Annotated in this window: 22 protein-coding genes and 2 pseudogenes; 12 read left to right on the forward strand and 12 right to left on the reverse strand. The window is 70.2% G+C overall.

What is annotated here, in order from left to right; genetic code table 11:
- Positions 1 to 175: 175 nt before the first annotated feature.
- The gene (locus ABT025_RS13290) at positions 176 to 769 is read right to left on the reverse strand and encodes a TetR-like C-terminal domain-containing protein (protein WP_350993222.1); all 594 of its coding nucleotides are present in this window, start codon (positions 767 to 769) and stop codon (positions 176 to 178) included.
- A gap of 541 nt (positions 770 to 1,310) precedes the next feature.
- On the opposite strand from ABT025_RS13290, the gene gnd reads away from it, so the two are divergent.
- On the forward strand, positions 1,311 to 2,753 hold the full coding sequence (gene gnd, locus ABT025_RS13295) for an NADP-dependent phosphogluconate dehydrogenase (protein ID WP_350993223.1): 1,443 nt from the start codon (positions 1,311 to 1,313) through the stop codon (positions 2,751 to 2,753).
- Positions 2,754 to 2,828: 75 nt separating this feature from the next.
- On the opposite strand, the gene ABT025_RS13300 is transcribed toward gnd, so the two are convergent.
- Positions 2,829 to 3,524 carry a type 1 glutamine amidotransferase domain-containing protein gene (locus ABT025_RS13300; protein WP_350993224.1) on the reverse strand — a complete coding sequence of 232 codons (696 nt, stop codon included), beginning with the start codon at positions 3,522 to 3,524 and terminating at the stop codon, positions 2,829 to 2,831.
- 294 nt (positions 3,525 to 3,818) lie between these two features.
- Positions 3,819 to 4,757: a MerR family transcriptional regulator gene (locus ABT025_RS13305; protein ID WP_350993226.1), complete on the reverse strand. Its 939-nt coding sequence runs from the start codon at positions 4,755 to 4,757 to the stop codon at positions 3,819 to 3,821.
- 258 nt (positions 4,758 to 5,015) lie between these two features.
- Between ABT025_RS13305 and ABT025_RS13310 the strand changes: the two genes are divergently transcribed.
- The 6 genes from ABT025_RS13310 (at position 5,016) to ABT025_RS13335 (ending at position 10,147) form a co-directional block, all read left to right on the forward strand.
- On the forward strand, positions 5,016 to 6,089 hold the full coding sequence (locus ABT025_RS13310) for a Dyp-type peroxidase (RefSeq protein ID WP_350993228.1): 1,074 nt from the start codon (positions 5,016 to 5,018) through the stop codon (positions 6,087 to 6,089).
- Positions 6,086 to 6,883, forward strand: a complete 798-nt coding sequence (locus tag ABT025_RS13315; RefSeq protein WP_350993230.1) for a family 1 encapsulin nanocompartment shell protein — start codon at positions 6,086 to 6,088, stop codon at positions 6,881 to 6,883. Before ABT025_RS13310 ends, ABT025_RS13315 begins: the two co-directional genes overlap by 4 nt.
- A 439-nt stretch (positions 6,884 to 7,322) precedes the next feature.
- Positions 7,323 to 7,652, forward strand: coding sequence for a helix-turn-helix domain-containing protein (locus ABT025_RS13320; RefSeq protein ID WP_350993232.1), 330 nt, complete (start codon positions 7,323 to 7,325; stop codon positions 7,650 to 7,652).
- Positions 7,653 to 7,767: 115 nt separating this feature from the next.
- The gene (locus ABT025_RS13325; RefSeq protein ID WP_350993234.1) at positions 7,768 to 9,144 is read left to right on the forward strand and encodes a type III PLP-dependent enzyme domain-containing protein; all 1,377 of its coding nucleotides are present in this window, start codon (positions 7,768 to 7,770) and stop codon (positions 9,142 to 9,144) included.
- A gap of 77 nt (positions 9,145 to 9,221) precedes the next feature.
- A complete protein-coding gene (locus tag ABT025_RS13330) occupies positions 9,222 to 9,707 on the forward strand; it encodes a MarR family winged helix-turn-helix transcriptional regulator (RefSeq protein WP_350993236.1) in 486 nt (161 codons plus the stop codon).
- The gene (locus tag ABT025_RS13335) at positions 9,704 to 10,147 is read left to right on the forward strand and encodes a winged helix DNA-binding protein (RefSeq protein ID WP_350993238.1); all 444 of its coding nucleotides are present in this window, start codon (positions 9,704 to 9,706) and stop codon (positions 10,145 to 10,147) included. The genes ABT025_RS13330 and ABT025_RS13335 overlap by 4 nt, the downstream gene beginning before the upstream one ends.
- Before the next feature lie 412 nt (positions 10,148 to 10,559).
- Here ABT025_RS13335 and ABT025_RS13340 read toward each other — a convergent pair whose 3' ends face one another.
- The 7 genes from ABT025_RS13340 to ABT025_RS13370 form a co-directional block, all read right to left on the reverse strand.
- Positions 10,560 to 11,198 carry an aspartate/glutamate racemase family protein gene (locus tag ABT025_RS13340; RefSeq protein ID WP_350993240.1) on the reverse strand — a complete coding sequence of 213 codons (639 nt, stop codon included), beginning with the start codon at positions 11,196 to 11,198 and terminating at the stop codon, positions 10,560 to 10,562.
- 94 nt (positions 11,199 to 11,292) lie between these two features.
- Positions 11,293 to 11,664, reverse strand: a complete 372-nt coding sequence (locus ABT025_RS13345; RefSeq protein WP_350993242.1) for a GNAT family N-acetyltransferase — start codon at positions 11,662 to 11,664, stop codon at positions 11,293 to 11,295.
- Between the two features lie 29 nt (positions 11,665 to 11,693).
- A complete protein-coding gene (gene panD, locus ABT025_RS13350) occupies positions 11,694 to 12,119 on the reverse strand; it encodes an aspartate 1-decarboxylase (protein ID WP_350993244.1) in 426 nt (141 codons plus the stop codon).
- A gap of 294 nt (positions 12,120 to 12,413) precedes the next feature.
- Positions 12,414 to 12,824, reverse strand: coding sequence for a hypothetical protein (locus tag ABT025_RS13355; RefSeq protein ID WP_350993246.1), 411 nt, complete (start codon positions 12,822 to 12,824; stop codon positions 12,414 to 12,416).
- Between the two features lie 493 nt (positions 12,825 to 13,317).
- The gene (locus tag ABT025_RS13360) at positions 13,318 to 13,488 is read right to left on the reverse strand and encodes a hypothetical protein (protein WP_350993248.1); all 171 of its coding nucleotides are present in this window, start codon (positions 13,486 to 13,488) and stop codon (positions 13,318 to 13,320) included.
- A 737-nt stretch (positions 13,489 to 14,225) separates the two neighbouring features.
- Positions 14,226 to 15,185 (reverse strand): alpha/beta fold hydrolase, encoded by a 960-nt coding sequence (locus tag ABT025_RS13365; RefSeq protein WP_350993250.1) that lies wholly within the window; start codon positions 15,183 to 15,185, stop codon positions 14,226 to 14,228.
- A gap of 36 nt (positions 15,186 to 15,221) precedes the next feature.
- A complete protein-coding gene (locus ABT025_RS13370; RefSeq protein WP_350993252.1) occupies positions 15,222 to 16,382 on the reverse strand; it encodes an MFS transporter in 1,161 nt (386 codons plus the stop codon).
- Between the two features lie 237 nt (positions 16,383 to 16,619).
- On the opposite strand from ABT025_RS13370, the pseudogene ABT025_RS13375 reads away from it, so the two are divergent.
- From ABT025_RS13375 to ABT025_RS13385, 3 genes and pseudogenes are all read left to right on the forward strand, one after another.
- Positions 16,620 to 17,198, forward strand: a pseudogene (locus ABT025_RS13375) (TetR/AcrR family transcriptional regulator); the annotation flags it as partial.
- Positions 17,162 to 17,378, forward strand: a pseudogene (locus ABT025_RS13380) (Tn3 family transposase); the annotation flags it as partial. The pseudogenes ABT025_RS13375 and ABT025_RS13380, both read left to right, overlap by 37 nt.
- Positions 17,379 to 17,627: 249 nt before the next feature.
- Positions 17,628 to 17,765 (forward strand): hypothetical protein, encoded by a 138-nt coding sequence (locus tag ABT025_RS13385; protein ID WP_350993256.1) that lies wholly within the window; start codon positions 17,628 to 17,630, stop codon positions 17,763 to 17,765.
- 590 nt (positions 17,766 to 18,355) lie between these two features.
- On the opposite strand, the gene ABT025_RS13390 is transcribed toward ABT025_RS13385, so the two are convergent.
- Together ABT025_RS13390 and ABT025_RS13395 are read right to left on the reverse strand one after the other, a co-directional pair.
- A complete protein-coding gene (locus ABT025_RS13390; RefSeq protein WP_350993258.1) occupies positions 18,356 to 18,559 on the reverse strand; it encodes a hypothetical protein in 204 nt (67 codons plus the stop codon).
- Positions 18,560 to 18,688: 129 nt separating this feature from the next.
- Positions 18,689 to 19,090 carry a DUF6896 domain-containing protein gene (locus tag ABT025_RS13395; protein WP_350993260.1) on the reverse strand — a complete coding sequence of 134 codons (402 nt, stop codon included), beginning with the start codon at positions 19,088 to 19,090 and terminating at the stop codon, positions 18,689 to 18,691.
- 396 nt (positions 19,091 to 19,486) lie between these two features.
- On the opposite strand from ABT025_RS13395, the gene ABT025_RS13400 reads away from it, so the two are divergent.
- On the forward strand, positions 19,487 to 20,101 hold the full coding sequence (locus ABT025_RS13400) for a helix-turn-helix domain-containing protein (protein WP_350993262.1): 615 nt from the start codon (positions 19,487 to 19,489) through the stop codon (positions 20,099 to 20,101).
- Positions 20,102 to 20,105: 4 nt separating this feature from the next.
- The gene (locus ABT025_RS13405) at positions 20,106 to 21,509 is read left to right on the forward strand and encodes an MFS transporter (RefSeq protein WP_350993264.1); all 1,404 of its coding nucleotides are present in this window, start codon (positions 20,106 to 20,108) and stop codon (positions 21,507 to 21,509) included.
- The last annotated feature ends 62 nt before the right edge of the window (positions 21,510 to 21,571 follow it).

The raw sequence follows: 21,571 nt of genomic DNA on the forward strand, positions 1-21,571 counted from the left end.
TTGAAGTGGAGAAGGGTCTGCGCGAGCACGCGAGAAGAGCACGGCCATCATGGCTCAGCAGAGCTCCCGGCAGGCCGAATCGCTCTCAGAGACCTCCGCAGCGGTTCCGGGCGGCCGGGACGACCGTTTGCGCAAGGTTGGTGGCCCGCCTGTCGGCAGCGGGGCCGCCACGGCTTCACGCGCCGCGCCCTGCCCCGCCGATCGCCGACGGCCAGTTGGAGAGCAGGAAGTGCAGGGCCTCCACCGCGCGCTCCCAGGACACCTGCACGGAGCGCGGCGCACCGAATCCGCCGTCGGCCTCCAGGGCCGTGAACCCGTGGAACGTGCTGCGCAGCAGCCGCACCGCGTCCGTGAGGTCGGGTTCGGCCAGGCCGTAGGCGCGCAGCATCGACGCGGTGGTCCCGATGGTCCGGTGGTACGCGGGCGCTTCGGCGGCGACGGCAGGATCGACGCGCATCTGCGTCGCCGCGTACCGGCCCGGGCACTCCAGAGCGAAGGACCGGTAGGCGTCGGCGAACGCGGTCAGGGCGTCCTTCCCGGCCCGGCCGGCCACCGCCGCCTCGATCCGGTCGATGAACTCACCGGCGGCCAGCAGCGCGACCCGGGTCCGCAGATCCTGGAGGTTCTTGACATGGGAGTAGAGGCTGGCGTCCTTGACGCCGAAGCCGCGGGCCAGCGCGGAGATGGTGACCTTGTCGAACCCGATCGAGTCGGCCAGGTCGGCCGCCGCCGCCACGACCCGGTCGGTCGTGAGTCCCGCGCGAACCATCCCCACCCCCACCGAAGTACTGCCTAGACCCCTTAGCTTTCTCCGGAATATACACAGGCGGGCGCCCGGCCGGGAAAGCCGCCGGCCCGCGGTAGTCACGGATCGCCGTGATCACCGCGGGCTTGTGCACCGCGCCGACAGCGGGGAGTGGGACGACGCGGGCAGACTGCAGGAGAGGGAACGGACCCGGATCCGTTGGGAGAGCGCTCTCCAAGGCGTTGTCAGTGTCGCGTCACCGCTCCAGGAGTGTCAAGAGCCGGTGAACAACAGCAGCGGAGCGCCCTGTTGGTGTTCGGACGCGGAACACGGCCGGCGCCGGACGAGCCGTCGGGATCGCGGCCTACGCCCGGTCCGCCCGTGCACGGACCGGGTCCCACGCGCGAGGTTCGGGTGCCGTGCGGCCGTTGAACAGGCCGTCCCCCCGTCCCGTATCCATACTGGACATCGCAGCCTCCCGACCACCGACCACCGACCACCGACCACCGGCCTCCCCGCCTGCGGATCGGTCCCCCGCATCCCGACACACTGCAGGAGCAGACAGATGAGCGGCACTGCGCAGATCGGCGTCACCGGACTCGCGGTGATGGGCCGCAACCTGGCCCGCAACTTCGCCCGCAACGGCTACACCGTCGCGGTACACAACCGCACGACGGCGAAGACGGACGCCCTGGTCGACGAGTTCGGCGACGAGGGGTCCTTCGTGGCCGCGCACACTCCCGAGGAGTTCGTCGCTGCGCTGGAACGGCCGCGGCGCCTGGTCGTCATGGTGAAGGCGGGTAAGCCGACGGACGCGGTCATCCAGGAGTTCGCGCCTCTGCTGGACGAGGGCGACGTCATCATCGACGGCGGCAACGCCCACTTCGAGGACACTCGGCGCCGCGAGAAGGCGCTGCGCGAGCGCGGCGTCCACTTCGTGGGCGCGGGCATCTCGGGCGGCGAGGAGGGGGCGCTGAACGGGCCCAGCATCATGCCGGGCGGTTCGGCCGAATCGTACGAGTCGCTGGGGCCGATGCTGGAGAAGATCGCGGCAAAGGCGAAGGACGGCACGCCCTGCACCGCACACATCGGTCCGGACGGCGCCGGTCACTTCGTCAAGATGGTGCACAACGGCATCGAGTACGCCGACATGCAGCTGATCGCCGAGGCGTACGACCTGTTGCGCACGGTGGCCGGGTACTCCCCCGCGCAGATCGCCGAGACCTTCCGCAGCTGGAACACGGGACGCCTCGACTCGTATCTGATCGAGATCACGGCCGAGGTCCTGGCCCACACCGACGCCTCGACCGGAAGGCCCTTCGTCGACATCGTGCAGGACCGGGCGGAGCAGAAGGGCACCGGGCGCTGGACGGTGCAGATCGCACTGGATCTGGGCGTGCCCGTCTCCGGCATCGCTGAGGCCGTCTTCGCCCGGTCGCTGTCGGGCCACGCCGACCTCAGGGATGCGGCGAAGGAGCTCGCTGGGCCCACGCCCGCGCCGCTCGGCGAACGGGAGGCCGCCGCCTTCGCCGACCGGGTGGAACAGGCCCTGTACGCGTCCAAGATCGTCTCGTACACCCAGGGGTTCCATCAGATCCGGGCGGGCAGCGAGGCGTACGACTGGAACATCGACCTCGGTTCCGTGGCCTCGATCTGGCGGGCCGGCTGCATCATCCGGGCGGCCTTCCTGGACCGCATTCGCGCGGCGTACGACACGCGGCCCGAGCTGCTGAGCCTGCTCTCCGACAAGCAGTTCGCCGAGGAGATCGGCGCGGCGCAGGACGACTGGCGTGCGGTGGTGGCCGAGGCGGTGCGCCAGGGAGTGCCGACCCCCGGGTTCGCCGCAGCGCTGTCGTACTACGACGGTCTGCGCGCCGAGCGGCTGCCGGCGGCGCTCACCCAGGGGCAGCGGGACTTCTTCGGCGCCCACACCTACCGCCGCGTCGACGTGGAGGGTTCCTTCCACACCCTCTGGGGCGGAGACCGGTCGGAGGTGGAGGCGGACTGATCCAGCGGTCGACAACAGGCGTGGCCGACTCGCTTCCGCCGACCCGCTTCAGCCCACCCGCTCAGCCGATCCGCTTCAGCCGATCCGCTTGATCAGCTCGTCGGCGAGCGGGCCGGACGATGCCGGGTTCTGACCGGTGACCAGATTGCGGTCGACGACCACGTGCGGCGTCCACGGCTCGCCCTCCTGGAAGTCGGTGCCGACCTCCACGAGACGGTCCTGAAGCAGCCACTTGGCCCGGTCGGCGAAGCCCGCCTGGCTCTCCTCGGTGTTGGTGAAGCCGGTGAGCCGGTACCCGGCGAACGCGTTGGTGCCGTCGTCCTTCGTGGCGGCGAGCATGGCCGCCGGGGCGTGGCAGACGACACCGAGCGGCATCCCCGACTCCAGAGCCCTGGTCAGCAGCCTGCCGGAGTGGGCGTTCACTGCCAGGTCCTCCATCGGGCCGTGCCCGCCGGGGTAGAACACCGCCGCGTAGTCCGCCGGGTCCACGTCCTCAAGCTTCAGCGGCTGCCGGAGCTCGGCCATGCCGGCGACGGACGCCGCCATCCTGTCGGCGTTCTCCTGGCCGTCGTTGAACTCGGGGGCCAGACTCCCCCGGTCCACCGTCGGAACCACTCCACCGGGGGTGGCGACGACGATTTCGTGTCCCGCGGCCCGGAAGCGCTCGTACGGGGCGACGACCTCCTCCGCCCAGAAGCCGGTCGGGTGCGCGGTTCCGTCGGCCAGAATCCAGTGGTCGGATCCGGTCACAACGAAAAGGATCTTTGCCATGTCACATCTTTCGGCGAGCCGGGGCGCTCCGCGCCCGGGAGGGTTACGCGCTCCTGCTGCCCGGACCCGGACCGCAGGAGCGCCGACGGATCCGACGGTACGGCCGCGCGCCCGCATGGACCCGCGCAGGATCGCGAGCACATCGACGGAAGAGCCCATGGGATGACGGGAATGAGGCAGACGGCTGCCACCACCCGCAGGGTCTGAGCCACCCCGCGAACCCCTGCGTCGGCCTGGTCCGTGGCCATCTCCTGCAGGCGGGCGCGCCCGCCCGGCAGTCCGGGACCGGCCGGATCAGTCGGGGATCCGGGCTCGCAGCGCCGCGCTGAACCAGTCCAGTTCGGGCGACAGCCGGTCCGGAGCAGGCCATCGGTTGACCACGGCGAGCAGATGGAGGTACCGCTCTCTGCGCGGATCGTTGACGGTGTCGAGACGGGCCAGCAGCCGCTTCCGGAGAGCGTCGTCGTCCGGTCGGCCGCAGAGTCGCGCGTACGCGGCCGTCACCGCGTCGACGACGGGACCGGCCTGCGCGGAGCCCGGGGCGACACCCGCCTCGCGTGCCGGGGCTGCGTGGTCACGGATCACCACTTCCGGACCGCGCCCGGGGAGGCCGGCTCCATGACCGGCCCGGTCCGCCGCATGGTGTTCGGCCGTGCGTCGCATGACCGTCCGGAAGCCGGGGTCCAGGGACAGTTCGGCCAGTTCGATCCATGCCTCGGTCTCTTCCTCGGCGGGGTGGTCCGACAACTGCGGCGTCATCGACCTCATGACGCCCGACATGCCCGTCCCCATACCTGAACCGGTGAAGACCTCGTCGTGGAACTCGCGGATCAGTACCTGTCGTTCTTCCTCGGACAGTGTGGCCAGTCGGTGCATGAGATCCATCTCCTCAGGGGTCGATTCGCGTCTGGCGGCAGCCATGAGCACCGCGCGTCGCACGCTCAGCACTCGGATCTGCGCCGCGAGCGCCTCCGCGTGCGCTGCGGCGAGCTCGGCCGGCGGGGTGTCCCGGGCCACTGCCTCGCGGATCGTGGACAGGTCGAGTCCGAGCGCACGCAGCGTCCGCACCAGCTGAAGACGCGCCACGGCGTCGGGCCCGTAGCGGCGGTAGCCGGCCGGGGTTCGGCCCGAGGGCGCCACGATCCCGCGGTCCGAATACGAGCGGACGGTCTTGACCGTGAGCCCGGTCCGCCGGGCCAGCTCGCCGATCGAGAGATGTGTGTCGCCGTTCATGTGCACACCCTGCTGTCTCCCCCCGGGGGAGACACAAGCCCGGTCCGCCTGCCGGTCCGCCTGCCGGCGCGTCGCCGGCCCGGTTCCGGCCGTCGGGCCCAGGGGGCGCCGGGCTCGCTGCAGGGTCGCCCGGTCGGGTGACCCGGGGTGCGGCGGGGCCCGGGGTGTGGGTAAGTGGCAGCGGGCCCCGCTCGCCGTACTGCGACGGGGCCGTGTTCCACCGCGCCGTACCGCCGAGCCAGCTCATGGAGCCGCCGCATGCCCGACATCAACGAGGAACGGGCCGCGGCGCGGCCCGTCGTAGCCCCGCTGACCAGCGCGGCGCTGATCCTGGTCGCCACGATCGAGCCCGGTGGTGAGCCGGTCGTCCGTGAGGCGCTGCCGGATCTGGCTGCCTTCGCCCGCTCCATCGGGTTCCGCTACCCGGATGCCGGGCTGGTCTGTGTGACCGGGTTCGGCTCCGATGCCTGGGACCGGTTGTTCTCCGGTCCGCGACCGGCTCTGCTGCACCCCTTCCAGGAGTTGCACGGCGCCCGCCATCACGCCCCCGCCACCCCGGGCGACCTGCTGTTCCACATCCGGGCCGAGCGCATGGACGTGTGCTGGGAGTGGGCGTCGCAGCTGCTGGACCGGCTGGGCGGGGCGGTGAAGGTCGTCGACGAGACGCACGGGTTCCGCTACCTCGACCACCGGGATCTGCTCGGGTTCGTCGACGGCACGGAGAACCCGGTGGGCGACGATGCCCGGTCGGCGGCCCTCGTGGGGGACGAGGATCCCGAATTCGCGGGTGGCAGCTACGTCGTCGTACAGAAGTACCTGCACAACCTGACGACTTGGAACGCGCTGACGACCGAGGAGCAGGAGCGGGTGATCGGGCGGACCAAGTTCACCGACGTCGAGCTGGCCGACGACGTCAAACCCGCTGACTCGCACGTCGCGCTGAACACCATTACCGACCCGGACGGCACGGAGCGCGACATCCTGCGCGCCAACATGCCGTTCGGCAGTTTCGGGCAGGGCGAGTTCGGAACGTACTTCATCGGGTACGCCGCCGACCCCGACGTCACCGAGCGGATGCTGCGCAACATGTTCCTCGGTGATCCTCCCGGCACCCACGACCGCATCCTCGACTTCTCGACCGCGGTCACCGGCACGCTCTTCCACGCCCCCGACGCCGACTTCCTCGGCGCCCCGCCGCCGTCGCCCGCCTCCGCCGAGGCCACACCCCAGCCGGAGCCGGCGTCCGCGCCGGTGGCCAGGGCCGTGGTCGCGCCGGTGGTCCGGAACGGTTCGCTGCGCATCGGCAGCCTGCAAGAAAGCGCCCAGAGATGAACAACCTCCATCGCGAACTCGCCCCTGTCACCCAGGCCGCCTGGGACCAGATCGAAGAGGAGGCCCGGCGCACCTTCAGCCGCCATCTGGCCGGCCGCCGCGTCATCGACGTCAGCGGTCCGCAGGGGCCGCAACTTGCCGCGGTCGGCGACGGCCATCTGCGCGACATCGATCCGCCCACCCCGGACGTCGTCGCGCGCGCCCGTACGTCGATGCCCGTCATCGAGTGGCGGGTGCCGTTCACCGTGACGCGGGCGGCCGTCGACGACGTCGAGCGCGGCTCGGACGACAGCGACTGGCAGCCCGTCAAGGACGCGGCCCGGACCTGTGCGTTCGCCGAGGACATGGCGATCATCGACGGCTACGCCGCGGCCGGCATCGCCGGTCTGCGGGACGGCTCCTCGCACGCCCCGCTGCCGTTGCCCGCCGACGCCCGGGACTATCCGGCCACGGTGAGCCAGGCGCTGACCCGGCTGCGGCTGGCGGGTGTCGACGGGCCGTACCGGCTGCTCCTGGGCGCGGACGCGTTCACGGAGGCGACCGAGACGTCCGACCACGGCTATCCCGTCTCCACTCATCTGGCCAGGCTGCTGGACGACCAGATCCTGTGGGCCCCGGCCGTGGCCGGCGGGGTGCTCCTGTCCACCCGGGGCGGCGACTTCGAGCTGTGCCTGGGCGAGGACCTGTCCATCGGCTACGAGGACCATGACGCGACGGATATCCGGCTGTACTTCCACCAGTCGTTCACGTTCCGGATGCTGACCCCGGAGGCCGTGGTCCCGATCATCGCCTGACCTGCGGCGCGGCTCCTCGGGAGCGTTGCGGGCGGGCCGGAGCGGGCTTCACGGACAGGACATGGCCCACCGCTCGTGTGCTCGGCGGCCACGACGAGCAGGGCATCCACCTCATCGGAGTCCGCAGCGGTCCCGAGGGGGCTCCGCTCCATCCGGGACGCCGCGGACAGGAACACGCTGTCTCCGCACGCCGCCGGTGCGCCGCGTCGTGCGGCGGAGGCCGCCGCACCCCTCCTTGTACGCCACCGGCTGCGCGGGCGCGGAGCGGCCTGCCGCCGGGAGCCGGGAGCCGGCAACGCACGTCCTGCTGCGCGGGACGGGAACGCCGCGCCCATGCCTGATCCCTGGCCCCTGGGCCTGTCGCCCGGTGCGGCGACCTGCCCGGCGGTCGTCTTCGAACGGCACGGTCCGGAGCCGGCCGTGGGCGACCGCACCCTCGATGTCCTCGCGCCGCACGCCGTGCCCCTACCGCCCTTCGGTCCAGGTGCTGCACGACGGCGACCGGCTGCTCGCCCAGCTTCCCGTCGGCGAAGGTCAGGAACGTGACGCACTGCGCCTGGCCCGCGGGGCCGCGAGCCCGGGATGCCGCGAGCCCGGGATGCCGGCCGCGTCGCTGCCCGGTGGCGTCCCCTTCACGGCCGGTGCGGGCCCGGTGGCCGCCACCGCGCCGGGGTACCGGCCGCGGCGCGCCCGGGAGCGGTTCGGTGTGGACCTGGACGACTCCGACACCCGGCTGCTCATCACGCTCGCGGTACACCTCAGCGGATAGGTTTGGCTCCGGTCCATATGGTCCGTACGGTCCGTTGACCGTCCGGACAAGAGCCTGCACCGATGCTGTCCTGCCGGGCAGAGACTGTGGGGCGACCATCACCGACTCCGATCCCATGAGCCTTTCCCCGCCCTCCTCCGTTCCGTCCCCATCCGCCCCGTCCTCCTCCGTGCGTGTCGCGGCCGCGGTCCGCCACGCCGTCGCCGGCGGGCTGCTCGGCGAGTCCTGCCCGGTCGCCGGATTCGTCGACACCGACGGGGTACGCGACTCGGTCGCCGCCCTCCACGAGGCGTTCGCCGAGGTCCCCGGAGTGCTCCACACCTTCGCCGCGAAGGCCGCGTCGCTCGTGCCCGTGCTGCGGCTCCTCGCGGACTGCGGCATGGGCTGCGAGGTCGCGAGCCCTGGTGAACTGCGCATCGCGCTCGACGCGGGGTTCGCGCCGTCGAAGATCGTCCTCGACTCCCCCGCGAAGACGCGTGACGAGATCCGAATGGCGCTGGCGCTCGGGGTGGCGCTCAACGCCGACAACCTCGACGAGGTGGACCGGATCGCCGCACTGCGGCCATCTGACGCGGTGTCCGCCATCGGGCTCCGGGTCAATCCCCAGGTCGGGGGCGGTTCCATCGATGCGATGAGTACGGCCACGGCCACCTCCAAGTTCGGCGTGGCGCTGCGCGATCCCGGCGCGCGGAAGCGGGTCGTGGAGGCGTTCGCGGCGCACCCGTGGCTCACTCGCCTGCACGCCCATGTCGGTTCGCAGGGCTGCTCCCTGGAGCTGATCACGGCGGGCATCGGTGAGACGTACGGGCTGGCCGAGGAGATCAACACCGCACTCGGCCGTCGGCAGATCACCGGTCTCGACATCGGCGGCGGCCTGCCGGTCAACTTCGCCGACGACACGGTCCGCCCCACGTTCGCGGCCTACGCGGCCGCGCTGCGCGGAGCGGTGCCGGGGCTGTTCGACGGGCGGTACGAGCTCGTCACCGAGTTCGGCAGGTCGCTGCTGGCCAAGAACGGCTTCATCGGCGCGCTGGTGGAGTACACCAAGGACGCCGGGGGCCGCCGGATCGCACTCACCCACGCGGGCGCGCAGACCGCCACCCGTACCGTCTTCATGCCTGACGCCTGGCCCCTGCGGGTCGGCGCGTTCGACGCCGACGGGCTCCCGAAGACGGGACCGGCGCTTGTCCAGGACATCGCGGGCCCGTGCTGCTTCGCGGGAGACGTCGTCGCGCACGCCCGGGAGCTGCCCGAGCTACGGGCAGGCGACTACGTCGTGCTGTACGACACCGGCGCGTACTACTTCTCCACGCCGTGGGCCTACAACAGCCTGCCGCGGCCCGCTGTGTACGGATTCAGCACCGGGGCGGGCTCGGGGCAGGACGGGCCGGCGATCCGCTTCGCTCCGGTACGCGACGCCCAGTCGCTGGACTCGATCGTCGCGGAGAGCGGGCTGGCGCATGCCGATGCCCTGCTGCGCCTGCACTCCTGACCCCCTCACGGGCGGTCGCCGAGCCGCCCGCCACCATTTAGTAGCCATGTACATAGTATCCATGTACTGTATCTGTCATGAGCAAAGCACCTGAGGGTCCGACCCCCGGTTTCCTGGTCTGGCGCCTGTCGATGAAATGGCGGGTGTCCATCGACCGGGCACTGGGACCGCTCGGGCTGACACACGCGCAGTACTCACTGCTGGGATCCCTGCTCGGGATGCAGCGGGCGGGGCTGCGGCCGAGTCAGCGCGCACTCGCGGACCACACCGGGCTCGAAGCGCTCTATGTCTCGAAGCTGGCACGCAGCCTGGAAGCCTCCGGGCTCGTCGAGCGGGCCACCGACCCCGCCGACACCCGGGCCGTCCAGCTGTCCCTGACCGACGAAGGCCTCGCGGTCGCCGACCGCGCGGTCGAGATCGTGCGCCGGCTCGTCGACGGACTGCTCGCACCGCTGGGCGGTCTGGACGGACCTGACACCGAGGCGTTCACCCGGACGCTGACAGCACTGCTCGACGCGCCGGTTCCCCCAGCCATCGATCCATCCACCGAGGAGTCATCATGACCACCGCACCCGGCGTCAACGGCCAGGTCATCGGCCAGGCCCACTACGCCACGCGCGCCGTTCTGGAACGGCTGCTGGCGGAGACAGGCGCCACCTTCCACCAGTCCGTCGCACTGAACGCGACGGCGGACAGCGACGGGATCATCGAGCGCGACCGGCTGGTCGAGCGGATGACCTCCACGCTGAAGGTCGACACCACGACCGCCGAAGCGGCCCTGTCCGGACTGCTCGCACAGGGGCTGCTGGAGGAGCGGTCGGCCGACGTGGCACGGCTGGCCCTGACGGCCGCGGGCAAGGAGGCGCACCGTGCGCAGCGGGCCGGCATCGCCACGATCACCGCCCGGCTGTACGCGGACCTGCCGGCCGAGGACATGGCGGCGGCAGGCCGGATACTGACCGAACTCACGGCCCGCGCCAACGCCGTACTGGCCGAGGGCTGAGCCCCTCGGCCGCAGGCGCCGGTGCGGTCAGCCGACCGGTGAGGGTTCCGGCTCGGGCGGCGGTACCGGCTCGGGGTTCGGCGCGGGCGGCTGCGGGATCGGGTCGGGCGCCGGGCCCGGGGGCGTGGGCACGGGCGGCGTCGGCCCCGGGCCGGGCGGCACCGGAGTGGGCTCCGGCAGCGGCCGGGGCGGGCCCGGCAGCGGTCCGGGAGTGGGCGCCGGCGGTACCGGGTCGGGGAACGGGTGGGTCATCTCGGGCCTCCGAACAATCGGGGTGGATCTCCTCCACCGTCTCCCGGAGCGGCTGCCCGCGCCCGGCGAGCCCACACGTCCGGGCTGCGGATGCTCCGGCCGGCCCACTGCCTCGTCCACGCGGTCACCCGGCGCCCGCCGGCTGTCGCCGGTGAGGGCGTCAGTGCGCGGCCGCGGCGGCCGCGGCGTCCAGACCCGGCCGGGGGCTGGACAGGACCGGGATGCGGGTGGCCGTACGAGTGACCGCGCCCGCCATGGAGGCCTGGGCCAGCACGATCACATCGGCTTCCGTCACGGCGTCGACCGCGGCCGCCACGAGATCCAGATACCCGTCATGATCACCGGCCTCGAAGCGCTCCCAGGCGCCGTCGACCAGCACGGTGCGCACCTCCAGGCCCGCCTCCCCGGCCCGCTCCGCCTCCTGCTCGAGCAACGCGCAGGTCGGCTTCAGGGTGGCGGGGAGCGCCGCCAGGACGGCGACCCGTCCCGCGCCGACAGCAGCGGCCGCCATCGGCCGGTCGACGCGCAGGACCGGGACACCGAGCCGCGCCCCGGCGGACTCGGCGACCGCACCGATGGTCGAACAGGTGCAGAGCACTGCGGTGGCCCCGTCGGCTACTGCAGAGGCGACGAGTGCCTCGACGTCGCCCGTCACCGCCTCCGGCCCCTGCACGCCGGCCCGGTCGAGCAGGTCCTTGTGCACGAGGTGGCGCAGGACGAGACCGGGGTGGTGGGCGTCGCGCAGGGCGTCGAAGACCGGGACATGGACCGGAGAGGTGTGCAGGAGTGCGAGGCTCATCCGCGACACGCTACCGGCACCCCGGCCCGCGTCCGGAACCGCGCCGCCTCGGACGAGGAAGCCATCGGCCGTGACGCGGGCACCTGCCGAGGCCTCAGTAGAGCTCGGGGTGAACGGCGAGCTCCTTCTTCGCCCGCTCCACCAGCTCCACCGGGGCCTCGGGGGCCTCGTCGGGGTGGCGCGACGCCCACTTCGCCGCGTACGGGCAGAGCGGGACGACGGGGACACCCTCGCGGGCCGCCATGGCGTAGAACTCCTTGACCAGGGAACCGCCGATGCCCTTGCCCTCGTGCCCCTGCTCGACGACGGTGTGCACGGCGACGAGCGCCGCGGGCGTCCCGTCCAGCACGAAGTACACGATGATCCCGGCGGCCTCGCCGTCGACGTACGCGAGCAACTTGCCCGCCGCCCTGTCGTCACGGATGTCGGGCACGACCCGTCCGGTCTGTCCGGCCTGCTCTGCCATGGAGATACTCCCTCGCTCAGTGAGGCACTTCAGCGCGCCGCGGGCACGGCGTGCGGACTGCGCTCGGTGTCGGTACCCGGCACGGGTGCGGAGGCGTCGGCACCGAGCTCGACGATCCGGTTCTCCGCGTCGACATGGACGATACGCGGAACCAGTCCGCGCGCCTCGGCGTCGTCGACCTGCGCGTAACTGATCAGAATGACCAGGTCACCTGGGTGCACGAGGTGGGCTGCCGCGCCGTTGATCCCGATGACACCGGAGCCGCGCTCGCCCTCGATGACGTACGTCTCCAGGCGGGCACCGTTGTCGATGTCGACGATGTGGACAAGCTCGCCCGGCAGCAGGTCGGCGGCCTCCATCAGCGCGGCGTCGATCGTGACGGAGCCGACGTAATGCAGGTCGGCCTGGGTCACGGTGGCCCGGTGGATCTTTGACTTGAACAGAGTGCGCAGCACTGTGGACTCCTCGAAGACGGCTCCCTGCCTGCTTTGTGCAGGTCAAGGGCGGTCTCGACCTTACACCGGCACCCCCGTTCAATGTTTGTGAGGAACATCGCTCCGGTCGGGCGAGGCGGCTTCCTACTTGGCCTTTCCCGTCGCACCGGCGCCTGTTGGGACGACGACCCCTGGAACACGCGGGAACTCATTGAGAACTTTTCATCCTGATTTTGCAGGTCAGGGGGCTGGTGTGGGGCAGGAGTGACGTACTCGCCCCGGTCGGCGTCATGATCGTTGCGGGGAGATCGTCGGTCACCTCTGGACTTCGGTGTTCGCGAGGACGAGGAGGCCCGCAGGAGGGTGGTCGCGTGGCGGGTGCTCATGCGGACCTTGGTGAGGATGCGCCAGGATTTCAAGTTCGCGAAGCCATGCTCGACGGCGGCGCGTTCGCGGCTGAGCATGGCGGTTAGCCTCGTTCTCCGCTTCGGTGAGCTTGTGGTTCCGGGTGGCCTTGCGGCCGGCGATGACGGGGTGGTCGTCGGGTTCGTCGTCCAGGCCGACGAACCCGAGGTCGGCCAGGGCGCCGAGGCCGGTCTTGCGGAGGTGTGCGGTGATCTTGTCGTGGCGGGCGGCGGTGATCTCGCTGGACCGGCCGGGCCGGGCGGAGGAGATCCAGATCAGAGTGCCCTTCTCGTCGGCCAGCGCGAGAAAACAGCAGGCCATGGGACTTGTGCTTCCCGCTGCAGTTCTTGCGGTTCTCCGTCCCGGTGCGGCGTCGGGTGCGGATCAGGGTGCCGTCGAGCAGGACGACAACTCCGCCCTTCTTGGCGGTCTTCTTCAGAGCTCGGTCCAGGCGCGGGGCGCGGGCGGCCAGCAGACGCAGGACCTCCTGGACCCAGCGGCGCACGGTGGAGGCGGAGATCTGGTTGCCGCCGGCCATGTCGGAAAGCCGCTGGTCATAGCGGAGGACGACAAGCACGATCAACGCCTGGGTTCCCGCAGGGACCTTGCGCCAGCGGGTGCCCATCCGATTACGTTCACGGCGTATCAGGTCACCGACGAGGTCGAGGGTCCGCTTCGGCACCGGAAGTGAGACCTGGTGGACAGCAGGGTGAGAGCCCTCGGCGGGCTGGTTTTTCGTCACAGATTCACCAACACCCGCTAGGGGCCCTCGCGTTACGGCAGAAATTAGCCGGTCCGCTGGCATTCCGGCCGGTCAGCGGGGCAGGTAGCGGCCCGCTCCGGTGCGGGCCAGCCAGCCCCGGCCGGCGAGTTCGCGCAACTGCCCTGGGACCGGCTCGACCTTCCCCTGCGTGAGCTCACGACCCAGCGCCCTCGCAATGTCCTTGGCCATCACCGGCCCGTCCGCGTCGGTCACGATCTCCATGATCCGCCGATACTCCGAGGTCAGGGCCTCCACTCCCATCCCCCCGGTCCGGGACCAGCCGCATCCCACCCGCACCCGGACCGGCCACCACCCTCACCGGCTCCGGCTCCGGCTCCGGCTCCGGCTCCGGCTCCGGCTCCGGCTCCGGCTCCGGCTCCGGCTCCACGATGCCCGACGACCGCCGCCCGCAGTCGGTCTCCTCGGCCCACTGCCCGAACACCACTTCGGCGGCCTCCAGCCGGGCCACCTGCGCCTCGATCCGGCCAGCTCCTTGCGCAGCACCTCAGCATGCTCCCTCAGCTGAAATCGCTGTTCCATCGCCCACGTCAGCACGTCCGCCATCCCTGTTCCCCTCCCGGACCGGCTCTCCGAGACGGAGCCTACGAAGAAGCGGCCGTCGGCACCGGGAGCCCGGGGAAACAGACCCGTGACGGACGATCACCTGGCAAAGATCTCGCCCCCGACCACCCCTAGCAGCACCACCGCACTCACACCAGCGCCGCTGACCAGCAACTTTCAGGGTGGTGGATCTTCATTCCCAGCGCGACCGCCCTCTTGACAATCGCGCCGGACCCTTAACTCCCTGGCCTTGGGTTCGAGCAGGCAAGATGTCACCGCAGGCCCAGGTCCTCCGTGTGATCGCTGAGCGCAGAGAACTCCATGATCACGCAGGCCCGTGCCTGCCCCACGTCCGGCACCCTCCGCCGATAAGCGGCCACACCATTTGCCGGTCGGTCTTAGTTCGCGGTTCGCCCGTCGCGGTACGGAGCCAGGAACACGGTCAATGCCGCCAGCATGGCCTCGGGTGCCTCCTCGGCGGGGTAGTGGCCGCAGTCGGGCAGGATCAGGCTTTCCACGTCGTCGGCGGCGAGCCGCATCGTGGTCCCGACCAGTTCGCCCGAACTCTCCGCTCCCGCAATAGTCAGGACGGGAAGCGCCAGCCGGCGACTTCTGCGCCGCTCGTTCTGCTCCATCGTCGTGTCGAGTGCGCGGTAGAACTCGAAGCTGGACCGCAGTGCCTCGGGACTGGCAGCGAGGGCATCGACATAGACCTGGACGGCATGGCCCGGCAGAGCTGTCGGGCGCGCCGCCTTAGAGGCGAACTGGTGGGCGAAGAAGAGGTGTTCCCGTCCGCTGACCAACAGCTCATTCACCTCGGCGAGCCGGTTGAAGCCGAAGTGCCACAGCCGATCGCTGAGGTCCTGGCTCCCGAACAGAGGCGGCGACGGGGACAGGCCCGGGATGGCCGCCTCGGCGACGGCCAGCCGGTCGAGCCGGTCCGGATGGTCTGCGGCCAGTGCGTAGCCGGTCCACATCCCGATGTCGTGACCGACCATGGCGAACTTCTGATGCCCGAGCACGGCCATCAGCGCCACCATGTCGCCCGCGAGCGTGCCTGTGTCGTACCCGGCAAGAGGTTTGCCGGAGAGTCCTACGCCACGCGGATCGACCGCGATGACCTGGTAGTCCCGTGCCAGGGCGGGCATCAGAAGACGCCACGCATACCAGGTCTGAGGCCACCCGGCCAGCAGCAGCAGCGGAGGTCCGCTGCCGCCGGTGACAGCGTGCAGGCGGAGCTCGCCGGTGTCGACGAACCGGCTGGTGAAGATGTCGGTGAATCCTGACGGAAGGTTCGGTGCCCGGGAGACCGAGCCCGGGCCCTCGGGCGAGAGCGATTCGGTCGAAGATGAGCTCATGACGGTCCTCTTTCGTGGGGAGCGGATGTGCGGGAGTCAGTGCCGGCCGGTCCGGCCGACGGAATGGGTGATCGGGCCGGTGCGGCGACCCAGCGCGGCTGCGAGGGTTACGGCAACGACGCCGACCGCGAGAAACAATGTCGCGATGTCCGTGTTGATCACCTGGCCGAGGAGGCCCAGGGCCAGGGTGGGCACGATCGTTCCGGCGTACGCGGCGAGGAAGTACGTCGCGAGCAGATCCGCCCTGCGTTCCGGATCGGCGAGACGTTGAGCGGCTTCGACGCCCCGGCGGAACGCCAGTCCGATACCGGTGCCCGCCAGGAGCGTCCCGGCAATGAACAGCGGCAATGACCGTGTCCAGAGCCCGATCTCGAACACCACCATGCCTTCGACGAGGAACGCAGGCGCTGGCCACCGCCTGGACAACCACCGCGCCGGGGCGGCCAACTGCGCGATCAGGGCGACGATGAACAGCAGGCCGACCACGCCGCCGACGGCCGCGACATCGGCCACGTGCAGCTGCTCGCGAAGGAACGACGGAACCAACGACGAGAACAGCCCGCTCACCGCGAACGCCGCGAAGACAGCGGCTGCCCCACGGAGGAACTCCTCCCGGCCTGCCCGCTCCCCGGGGAGGGCCGGGCGGCGTACCGACAGGACGGGGCGATGACGGACGGCAACCGTCTCGGGGACGACGGCGACGGCGACGAGCGCGGGAAGCAGCGCCGCTAGATAGACCCAGAACACCAGGTGCGTGGGGTTCCCGCCGAATTGCGCGAAAACCCCCGCCACGATGGCGCCGAGCCCCAGCCCGCCCATGTTCGCCGCGGTGGACACGACCGATGCCCGCCTGGCGTGGCGTCCTCCGGCGAGTTCGCCCAGCGCCGCTGTCGCCGTGGCGGTGAACACACCCGTGGCCAATCCGCACATGAAGCGCGCCGCGAGCAAGGTCTCGACGTTCCGGGCGACGAGGAACAGCGCCGTGCTGGCGGCCGCCGCGAGCACGGCGGACGCCAGCAGCGGACGACGGCCCGCTCGGTCGGACAGGGACGCGAACACCACCAACGCGAGCACGGTGCCGAGCGCGTAGGTGGCGAACACCAGCGTCGTCGTGAAGGGCCCGAAGCCCATCTGCGGCGCCCAGAACACGTACAGCGGAACCGGCAACGTCCCACCCAGCATGACCAGGGCGTACACCGCGGCCACCAACCAGAATCCGACGGGTGCCCGTACCGCGGCGGTCGACGGGCCGATCTCCGGCGTGGTCTCCAGCGCACTGTCAGTAATCACGACGGCCCTTCCTCTCGTAGGTGGAAACCATGAGATCGACCGTACACGATCCTTGACCGATCGATCCAAGATACTTTGACTGATCGTTCCAAGACCTTGGTAGGATCACAGGAAAAGGAACAGACGCGACACGGGAGGTGTGGCATGTCGGGTCGAAAGCAGTTCGATGTCGACGCGGCCCTGGACCGGGCGATGCAGGTGTTCTGGCAGCGGGGGTACGCGGATGCCTCACTCGATTTGCTCGGCTCCGCCACCGGGCTCGGCCGCGGGTCGCTCTATGGAGCCTTCGGCGGCAAGGACGCCTTGTTCCGCCAGTGCCTCGATCGCTATGCGTCGATCTACGGCTCTCGGTACGAGCGGGCGCTCGCGACGCATCCCGATGAGCCGGTCCGCGCGGTGGAGGCGTTCTTCGGTGTCGTCCTGGAACGCATCGCCGACCCGGCGGTACCCGATGGATGCCTCATCGCGCAGTCGGCCTTGCAGTCGCCGACTTTGACCGCGCACAGCCGTACCCATGTGCAAGCCCTGCTCGGCAACCAGCGAGAGCTCGTGAGCGCGGCGCTGTCGACCTCTGAGATTGATGCCGAAGAGGTGAATGACCTCGCCGTGTTCGTCGTCGCAGTCACTCAGTCGTTGGCTGTGCTGAGTCGCGCCGGCACGCCGGACGCCGACCTGCGCTCCGTTGTCCGGATCGCCTGCACCACCGTGGCGGAGACGCTCGCCAGTCGCTGCCTGTCTTCGGGCTCGCGCACATGCTCGGCATCGAACTCCTCCCGCGCATCCGCAACTGGAAGGACCTGATTTTCTACCGGCCCAGCGCCACCATGAAAAGTACAGGCACATCGACCCGCTGTTCGGTGCCCTGGCAAGGACGTCATCGACTGGACGCTGATCGAGAACCACTGAATCGACCTCTGCGGGTGGCCCTCCCTGTCCGGCGCTGGTGAAATGGGCAGTCCGTCGTTAGCCCCTGCGCGGGTGCCGGGACCGACTACGGGGGCGGCTGACTACGACCACGAACGGTGAAGCCGTAGCTCGCCGACGTTGTCCTACACAACGATCGAGTCGCGTATCCCCATTAGCGGTCGCGTCGTCGCGGGGCTCCGGGCGGCCAAGTCATTTGAGCCATCGGACGGCGACAAGCTGACAGCCGTGCTTGCCGTCCTCCGCTATGACCAGCGGCTTTCCGACATGACCGGCGGCAACCAGATCTCCGCCTCCACCGTGCGCCGCTGGGTCCAGGAGGTCCTGCGTCTGCTGGCCGCCCGCGCCCCGCGCCTGGGGGTTTGAAGTCGATGCAGTCGAGCCCTTCCATGGTCGCGGGATCTCCTCCAGCCCATACTCGCCACGGCCCTCGGCTGAACTCGGCACTGGTGCGGTCCTGAAAGGACCAGGTCGCGGTGCGGGCAAGGAACAGGACAGGGCCCGCTGGCGCGAGATCCTCGCACCACCTGGACAGCACACCGACGAAGCCCGACCAGCCCGGCGACGGGGAAGTCACGTTCACCGGAGATGCCCTCGACACGCGCTGCCGCTACGGAGAGTGCACCCACATCTTCGACGACACCCGAAGCTCCACACACACCTGGGACGAAGTACCCACTCACCTGTACCGGTTCCCCCGCCAAGAACGCCGTCTGATCCGCGAACTCGTCCAACGGCAACAGGCAGCACACCGCCTGAACTGTCTGCCCTGGCACATCGCGCCCCTGCGCCGACTGCGGCACTCCCACCAACCGCTACGGACAATCCAGTTATCACTCCTGCACGACCGCCGACGCAAGGTCACCGCAGGGTCGGCGGCACCCTCGGGCTACGCGTCCTGAGACCGAGTTCCACCCCCTCCGCTCAGCTTGTTCTTGTACCTCTGCCGCTGTTAGTCAGCTGTGGCTTTCGAGTCCGGCCAGGAGGTAGGCGACGTCGAGCCCCGTGCTGAGGTACTGCTCGAAGGTCTGGTTGTTCAGGGCCCATGGCGATCGTCTCTGCCGGATGAGCGCAATGGCGGTGGTGGAGTTCTCGCCCAGCTCGATCAGGGTCTGTGCGACCACGAGGCCGGAACGGTTGTAGCCGGAGTGGCAGCGCACGAGAACAGTGCGGTCATTCCGTACAGCCTCAGCGGCAGTGGCGGCCAGCTGCTGGACCGAGTGGAGTTGTTCGGCCGAAAGCGGGCCATCTCTAAGCCTCCGCCGCCTACGAACCTCACCCAGAAAAGTTCAGCTGGCCACGCTGAACCACCCCGGCCGCACCTCGGTCAGAAGCTGTTGCAGCGACCGCGCCGCGGACCGCATTTCCTCATCCGTGACGTCAACAGGATCCGGCAGGCTCAGCCCGTACCAGCGCAGCCGCCAGAGGTCGAAGACTTCACTCCCGTCGGCCGCGAAGTCCACATCGACCTCGCTACCGTTGTCACTGACGAAGCGGCAGCCTGCCCCATGAACCGTGTAGGAGTAGGCGCCGATGTGATCGCTCCGCCTGATCCGGCGCGACCGGGCCAGGCCGAGGACGTCTGCCAGTCGCTCCAGCGAGGGGATCGCCACTCTCATGGCCTCATCAATCGCGTTCAGAGCGCGGACGTAACCGAGCACGAGGTCTCGTGCTGCCCCAATCCGTTCCATACGGCGTCATCTCCCCTGAGCCCGTGGCTGAAGAGATCTTTCCATGGGCCGCCGGCCTCTCCGCTGGACGGCATTCCGAAACAGTCAGCAAGACCGCTACGGCCGGCGACGCTGCAAGCGCAGCCCCGCTCGCCGGGCCGGCGCCTCCTCGTAGCCGCCAACTCTGAGGGCAGTTCCAGCCGCTTCAAGGAACAGGTTGTGCTTGCCGTGGTAGGCACCTGACAGCTCGGTCCGAGCCACCATCTGCGGGCCCAGGTCTCTTCGTACCGTGCCAAGCCAGACCGGTTCTGGGGCGTGGACATAGAGCAGAGCGTCGCAACCGGAGGCACCAAACTGCACACACTTACGTGCATCAACTCCTATGCACAGACTTCTGTGTGGTCTAGCTTGAACCTCATGGAACTACCGCAGCAGCCCTCACAGGTACATCTGACCGCCCGTAACCTGCGCGGCATCGCCCATCCACTGCGGGTCCAGATCCTCACCAGCCTGCGGACGGAGGGCCCGGCCACGGCTACCACCGTGGCTCGGCGGCTCAATCTGAACACCGGGGCGACCAGCTACCACCTGCGCCAACTCGCGGAGTACGGCTTCATCACGGAGGCGCCCTCGCGGGGCGGGCGGCGTGAGCGGTGGTGGCAAGCAGCGCATGCCAATACCGTCGCGCCCGACAACGAGGTGCTGAACGGCAGCGAGGGGCTCGGCATCGCATACCTCCAGGCCCTCGGCCGGGTCTGGTCCGGAGCCATGACGGCTGCGATCGAGGCAACCCCCGCACTCACGCCCCAGTGGCGCGACGCCCAGGACTTCGGTGACTACGCGCTCACCCTCACCCCGGCCGACGCCAAGGAGCTGACGGCGGAGATCCACGCCCTGCTCCGCCGGCGCACGTCCGCCGCAGCGGAGGCCGACGCGCAGGTGCCGCAGGACGCGGCACGCGTCTCCTTCCAGTTCCAGTTGTTCCCGACCAGCGAGGACCGGCAAGTCATCCAGCCCAGCGACATGGAGTAGAACGATGGCCACTCAGCACGGAGCCGCCAGCACGGCGGCGGACAACGGCGCACGGGCAACGTCGCCGGAGGCGGGCCCCAGGGTCCTGCGCGGTCTGGTCGGCATGCTGTCGGCCAACGCGGCGGCGCTCTCCGCCAACAGGGTGTTGTCCATCGCCCTGCCCTGGTTCGTCCTGACAACCACGGGCAGTGTCGGCAAGACCGGTCTGGTGGCCTTCTGCCAGATAGTGCCGTACGTGATCTCGCAGGCACTGGCCGGTCCGATCATCGACCGTATCGGCCCCAAGCGGATCAGTGTGGCGGGCGACCTCATGTCCACCGCCGCGATGGCCACCGCCCCGCTGCTCTACCTGACAGGCAACCTGCCCTTCGGAGTGCTCCTGGCCCTGCTCGCGGTCGTCGGCGTGGCCGACGGGCCGGCCAACGGCGCCAAGGGGCTGTTCGTACCGTCGGCCACCCGCGCGGCTCGCGTTCCCATCGAGCGGGGCACCGGTCTTTCGGCCGCTGTCGAGCGGACCGCGACCACCGTCGGGCCGGCCCTCGCGGGCGTGGTCGTCACTGCCTTCGGCAGCCTGTACGCGCTGTGGATCACCGCCGCGCTGTTCGCGGTGTCGGCGTTGATCGTCTCGACCACGCTCACCGACCCGGTGCCCGAGCCGCACGAAACCCCGGTCGAGGAGAGCGGCGGCTACCTCTCTCAACTGCGCCAGGGTGCCGCCTTCCTGCGAGACGCGAAGCTGTTGCGGTCGATCGTGCTCATGCTGGCGGTGACGAACCTCCTGGACCAGGCGTTCATGTCGGTACTGCTGCCGGTGTGGGCGAAGGAGTCGGGCAACGGCGCGGCAGCCATCGGCCTGGTGGTGAGTGTCTTCGCAGCGACGTCGATCATCGCCGCGCTGGTGGCCGCCGGGGTGGCCGAGCGACTGCCGCGGCGCACCGTCTACCTGATCGGCTTCGCCCTCGGCGGCCTGCCCCGGTTCGCCGCGATGGCGCTGGGTGCGCCGCTGTGGCTGGTGCTGACGGTGCTCGCAGTGGGCGGGCTCGGCTCCGGCTTCGTCAACCCGATCGTGGGCGCGGTGACGTACGAGCTGATCCCGACACCGCTGCTGGGCCGGGTCAAGACACTTGCCCAGGCGGTCACCTGGGCGGGAATCCCGTTCGGCGGGCTGCTGGGAGCGGGGCTGGTGACCCTGACCGGCACGTCGGCGGCGCTGTGGATCGTGGGCGGGCTGTATCTGGTCGCCATTGCTCTTCCCGGCATGAGCCGTGAATGGTCCGGGATGCGCAAGCAGACGGTGTCCGAACCCTCCACCATCGACGCCGCGGACGACATGGCCGGGGCCGGTCCGGCGAGCGCGGCGGCGAGTGCCTTGCCGCACGAGGAGCCCTCGGTCCACGCCGCGGCCTGAGAACAGCGTGGTCACCGTGCAGCTCCGGGGCACCCGGAGCTGCGTCGTACGGGCAGAAGTGC

This window comes from Streptomyces sp. NPDC002809, from assembly GCF_040295435.1.
In the GTDB taxonomy this organism is placed as follows: domain Bacteria; phylum Actinomycetota; class Actinomycetes; order Streptomycetales; family Streptomycetaceae; genus Streptomyces.

What these genes read in the sequence shown, in the direction of transcription:
- ABT025_RS13330 (WP_350993236.1), top strand. Translation starts at nt 9,222, where the DNA reads ATGAGCAAAGCACCTGAGGGTCCGACCCCCGGTTTCCTGGTCTGGCGC.
- ABT025_RS13400 (WP_350993262.1), top strand. Translation starts at nt 19,487, where the DNA reads ATGGAACTACCGCAGCAGCCCTCACAGGTACATCTGACCGCCCGTAAC.
- ABT025_RS13325 (WP_350993234.1), top strand. Translation starts at nt 7,768, where the DNA reads ATGAGCCTTTCCCCGCCCTCCTCCGTTCCGTCCCCATCCGCCCCGTCC.
- gnd (WP_350993223.1), top strand. Translation starts at nt 1,311, where the DNA reads ATGAGCGGCACTGCGCAGATCGGCGTCACCGGACTCGCGGTGATGGGC.
- ABT025_RS13310 (WP_350993228.1), top strand. Translation starts at nt 5,016, where the DNA reads ATGCCCGACATCAACGAGGAACGGGCCGCGGCGCGGCCCGTCGTAGCC.
- ABT025_RS13315 (WP_350993230.1), top strand. Translation starts at nt 6,086, where the DNA reads ATGAACAACCTCCATCGCGAACTCGCCCCTGTCACCCAGGCCGCCTGG.
- ABT025_RS13395 (WP_350993260.1), bottom strand. Translation starts at nt 19,090, where the DNA reads ATGGAACGGATTGGGGCAGCACGAGACCTCGTGCTCGGTTACGTCCGC.
- ABT025_RS13405 (WP_350993264.1), top strand. Translation starts at nt 20,106, where the DNA reads ATGGCCACTCAGCACGGAGCCGCCAGCACGGCGGCGGACAACGGCGCA.
- ABT025_RS13300 (WP_350993224.1), bottom strand. Translation starts at nt 3,524, where the DNA reads ATGGCAAAGATCCTTTTCGTTGTGACCGGATCCGACCACTGGATTCTG.
- ABT025_RS13365 (WP_350993250.1), bottom strand. Translation starts at nt 15,185, where the DNA reads ATGAGCTCATCTTCGACCGAATCGCTCTCGCCCGAGGGCCCGGGCTCG.
- ABT025_RS13290 (WP_350993222.1), bottom strand. Translation starts at nt 769, where the DNA reads ATGGTTCGCGCGGGACTCACGACCGACCGGGTCGTGGCGGCGGCGGCC.
- ABT025_RS13355 (WP_350993246.1), bottom strand. Translation starts at nt 12,824, where the DNA reads ATGGCCTGCTGTTTTCTCGCGCTGGCCGACGAGAAGGGCACTCTGATC.
- ABT025_RS13345 (WP_350993242.1), bottom strand. Translation starts at nt 11,664, where the DNA reads ATGGCAGAGCAGGCCGGACAGACCGGACGGGTCGTGCCCGACATCCGT.
- ABT025_RS13335 (WP_350993238.1), top strand. Translation starts at nt 9,704, where the DNA reads ATGACCACCGCACCCGGCGTCAACGGCCAGGTCATCGGCCAGGCCCAC.
- ABT025_RS13305 (WP_350993226.1), bottom strand. Translation starts at nt 4,757, where the DNA reads ATGAACGGCGACACACATCTCTCGATCGGCGAGCTGGCCCGGCGGACC.
- ABT025_RS13320 (WP_350993232.1), top strand. Translation starts at nt 7,323, where the DNA reads ATGTCCTCGCGCCGCACGCCGTGCCCCTACCGCCCTTCGGTCCAGGTG.
- ABT025_RS13360 (WP_350993248.1), bottom strand. Translation starts at nt 13,488, where the DNA reads ATGGAGATCGTGACCGACGCGGACGGGCCGGTGATGGCCAAGGACATT.
- ABT025_RS13340 (WP_350993240.1), bottom strand. Translation starts at nt 11,198, where the DNA reads ATGAGCCTCGCACTCCTGCACACCTCTCCGGTCCATGTCCCGGTCTTC.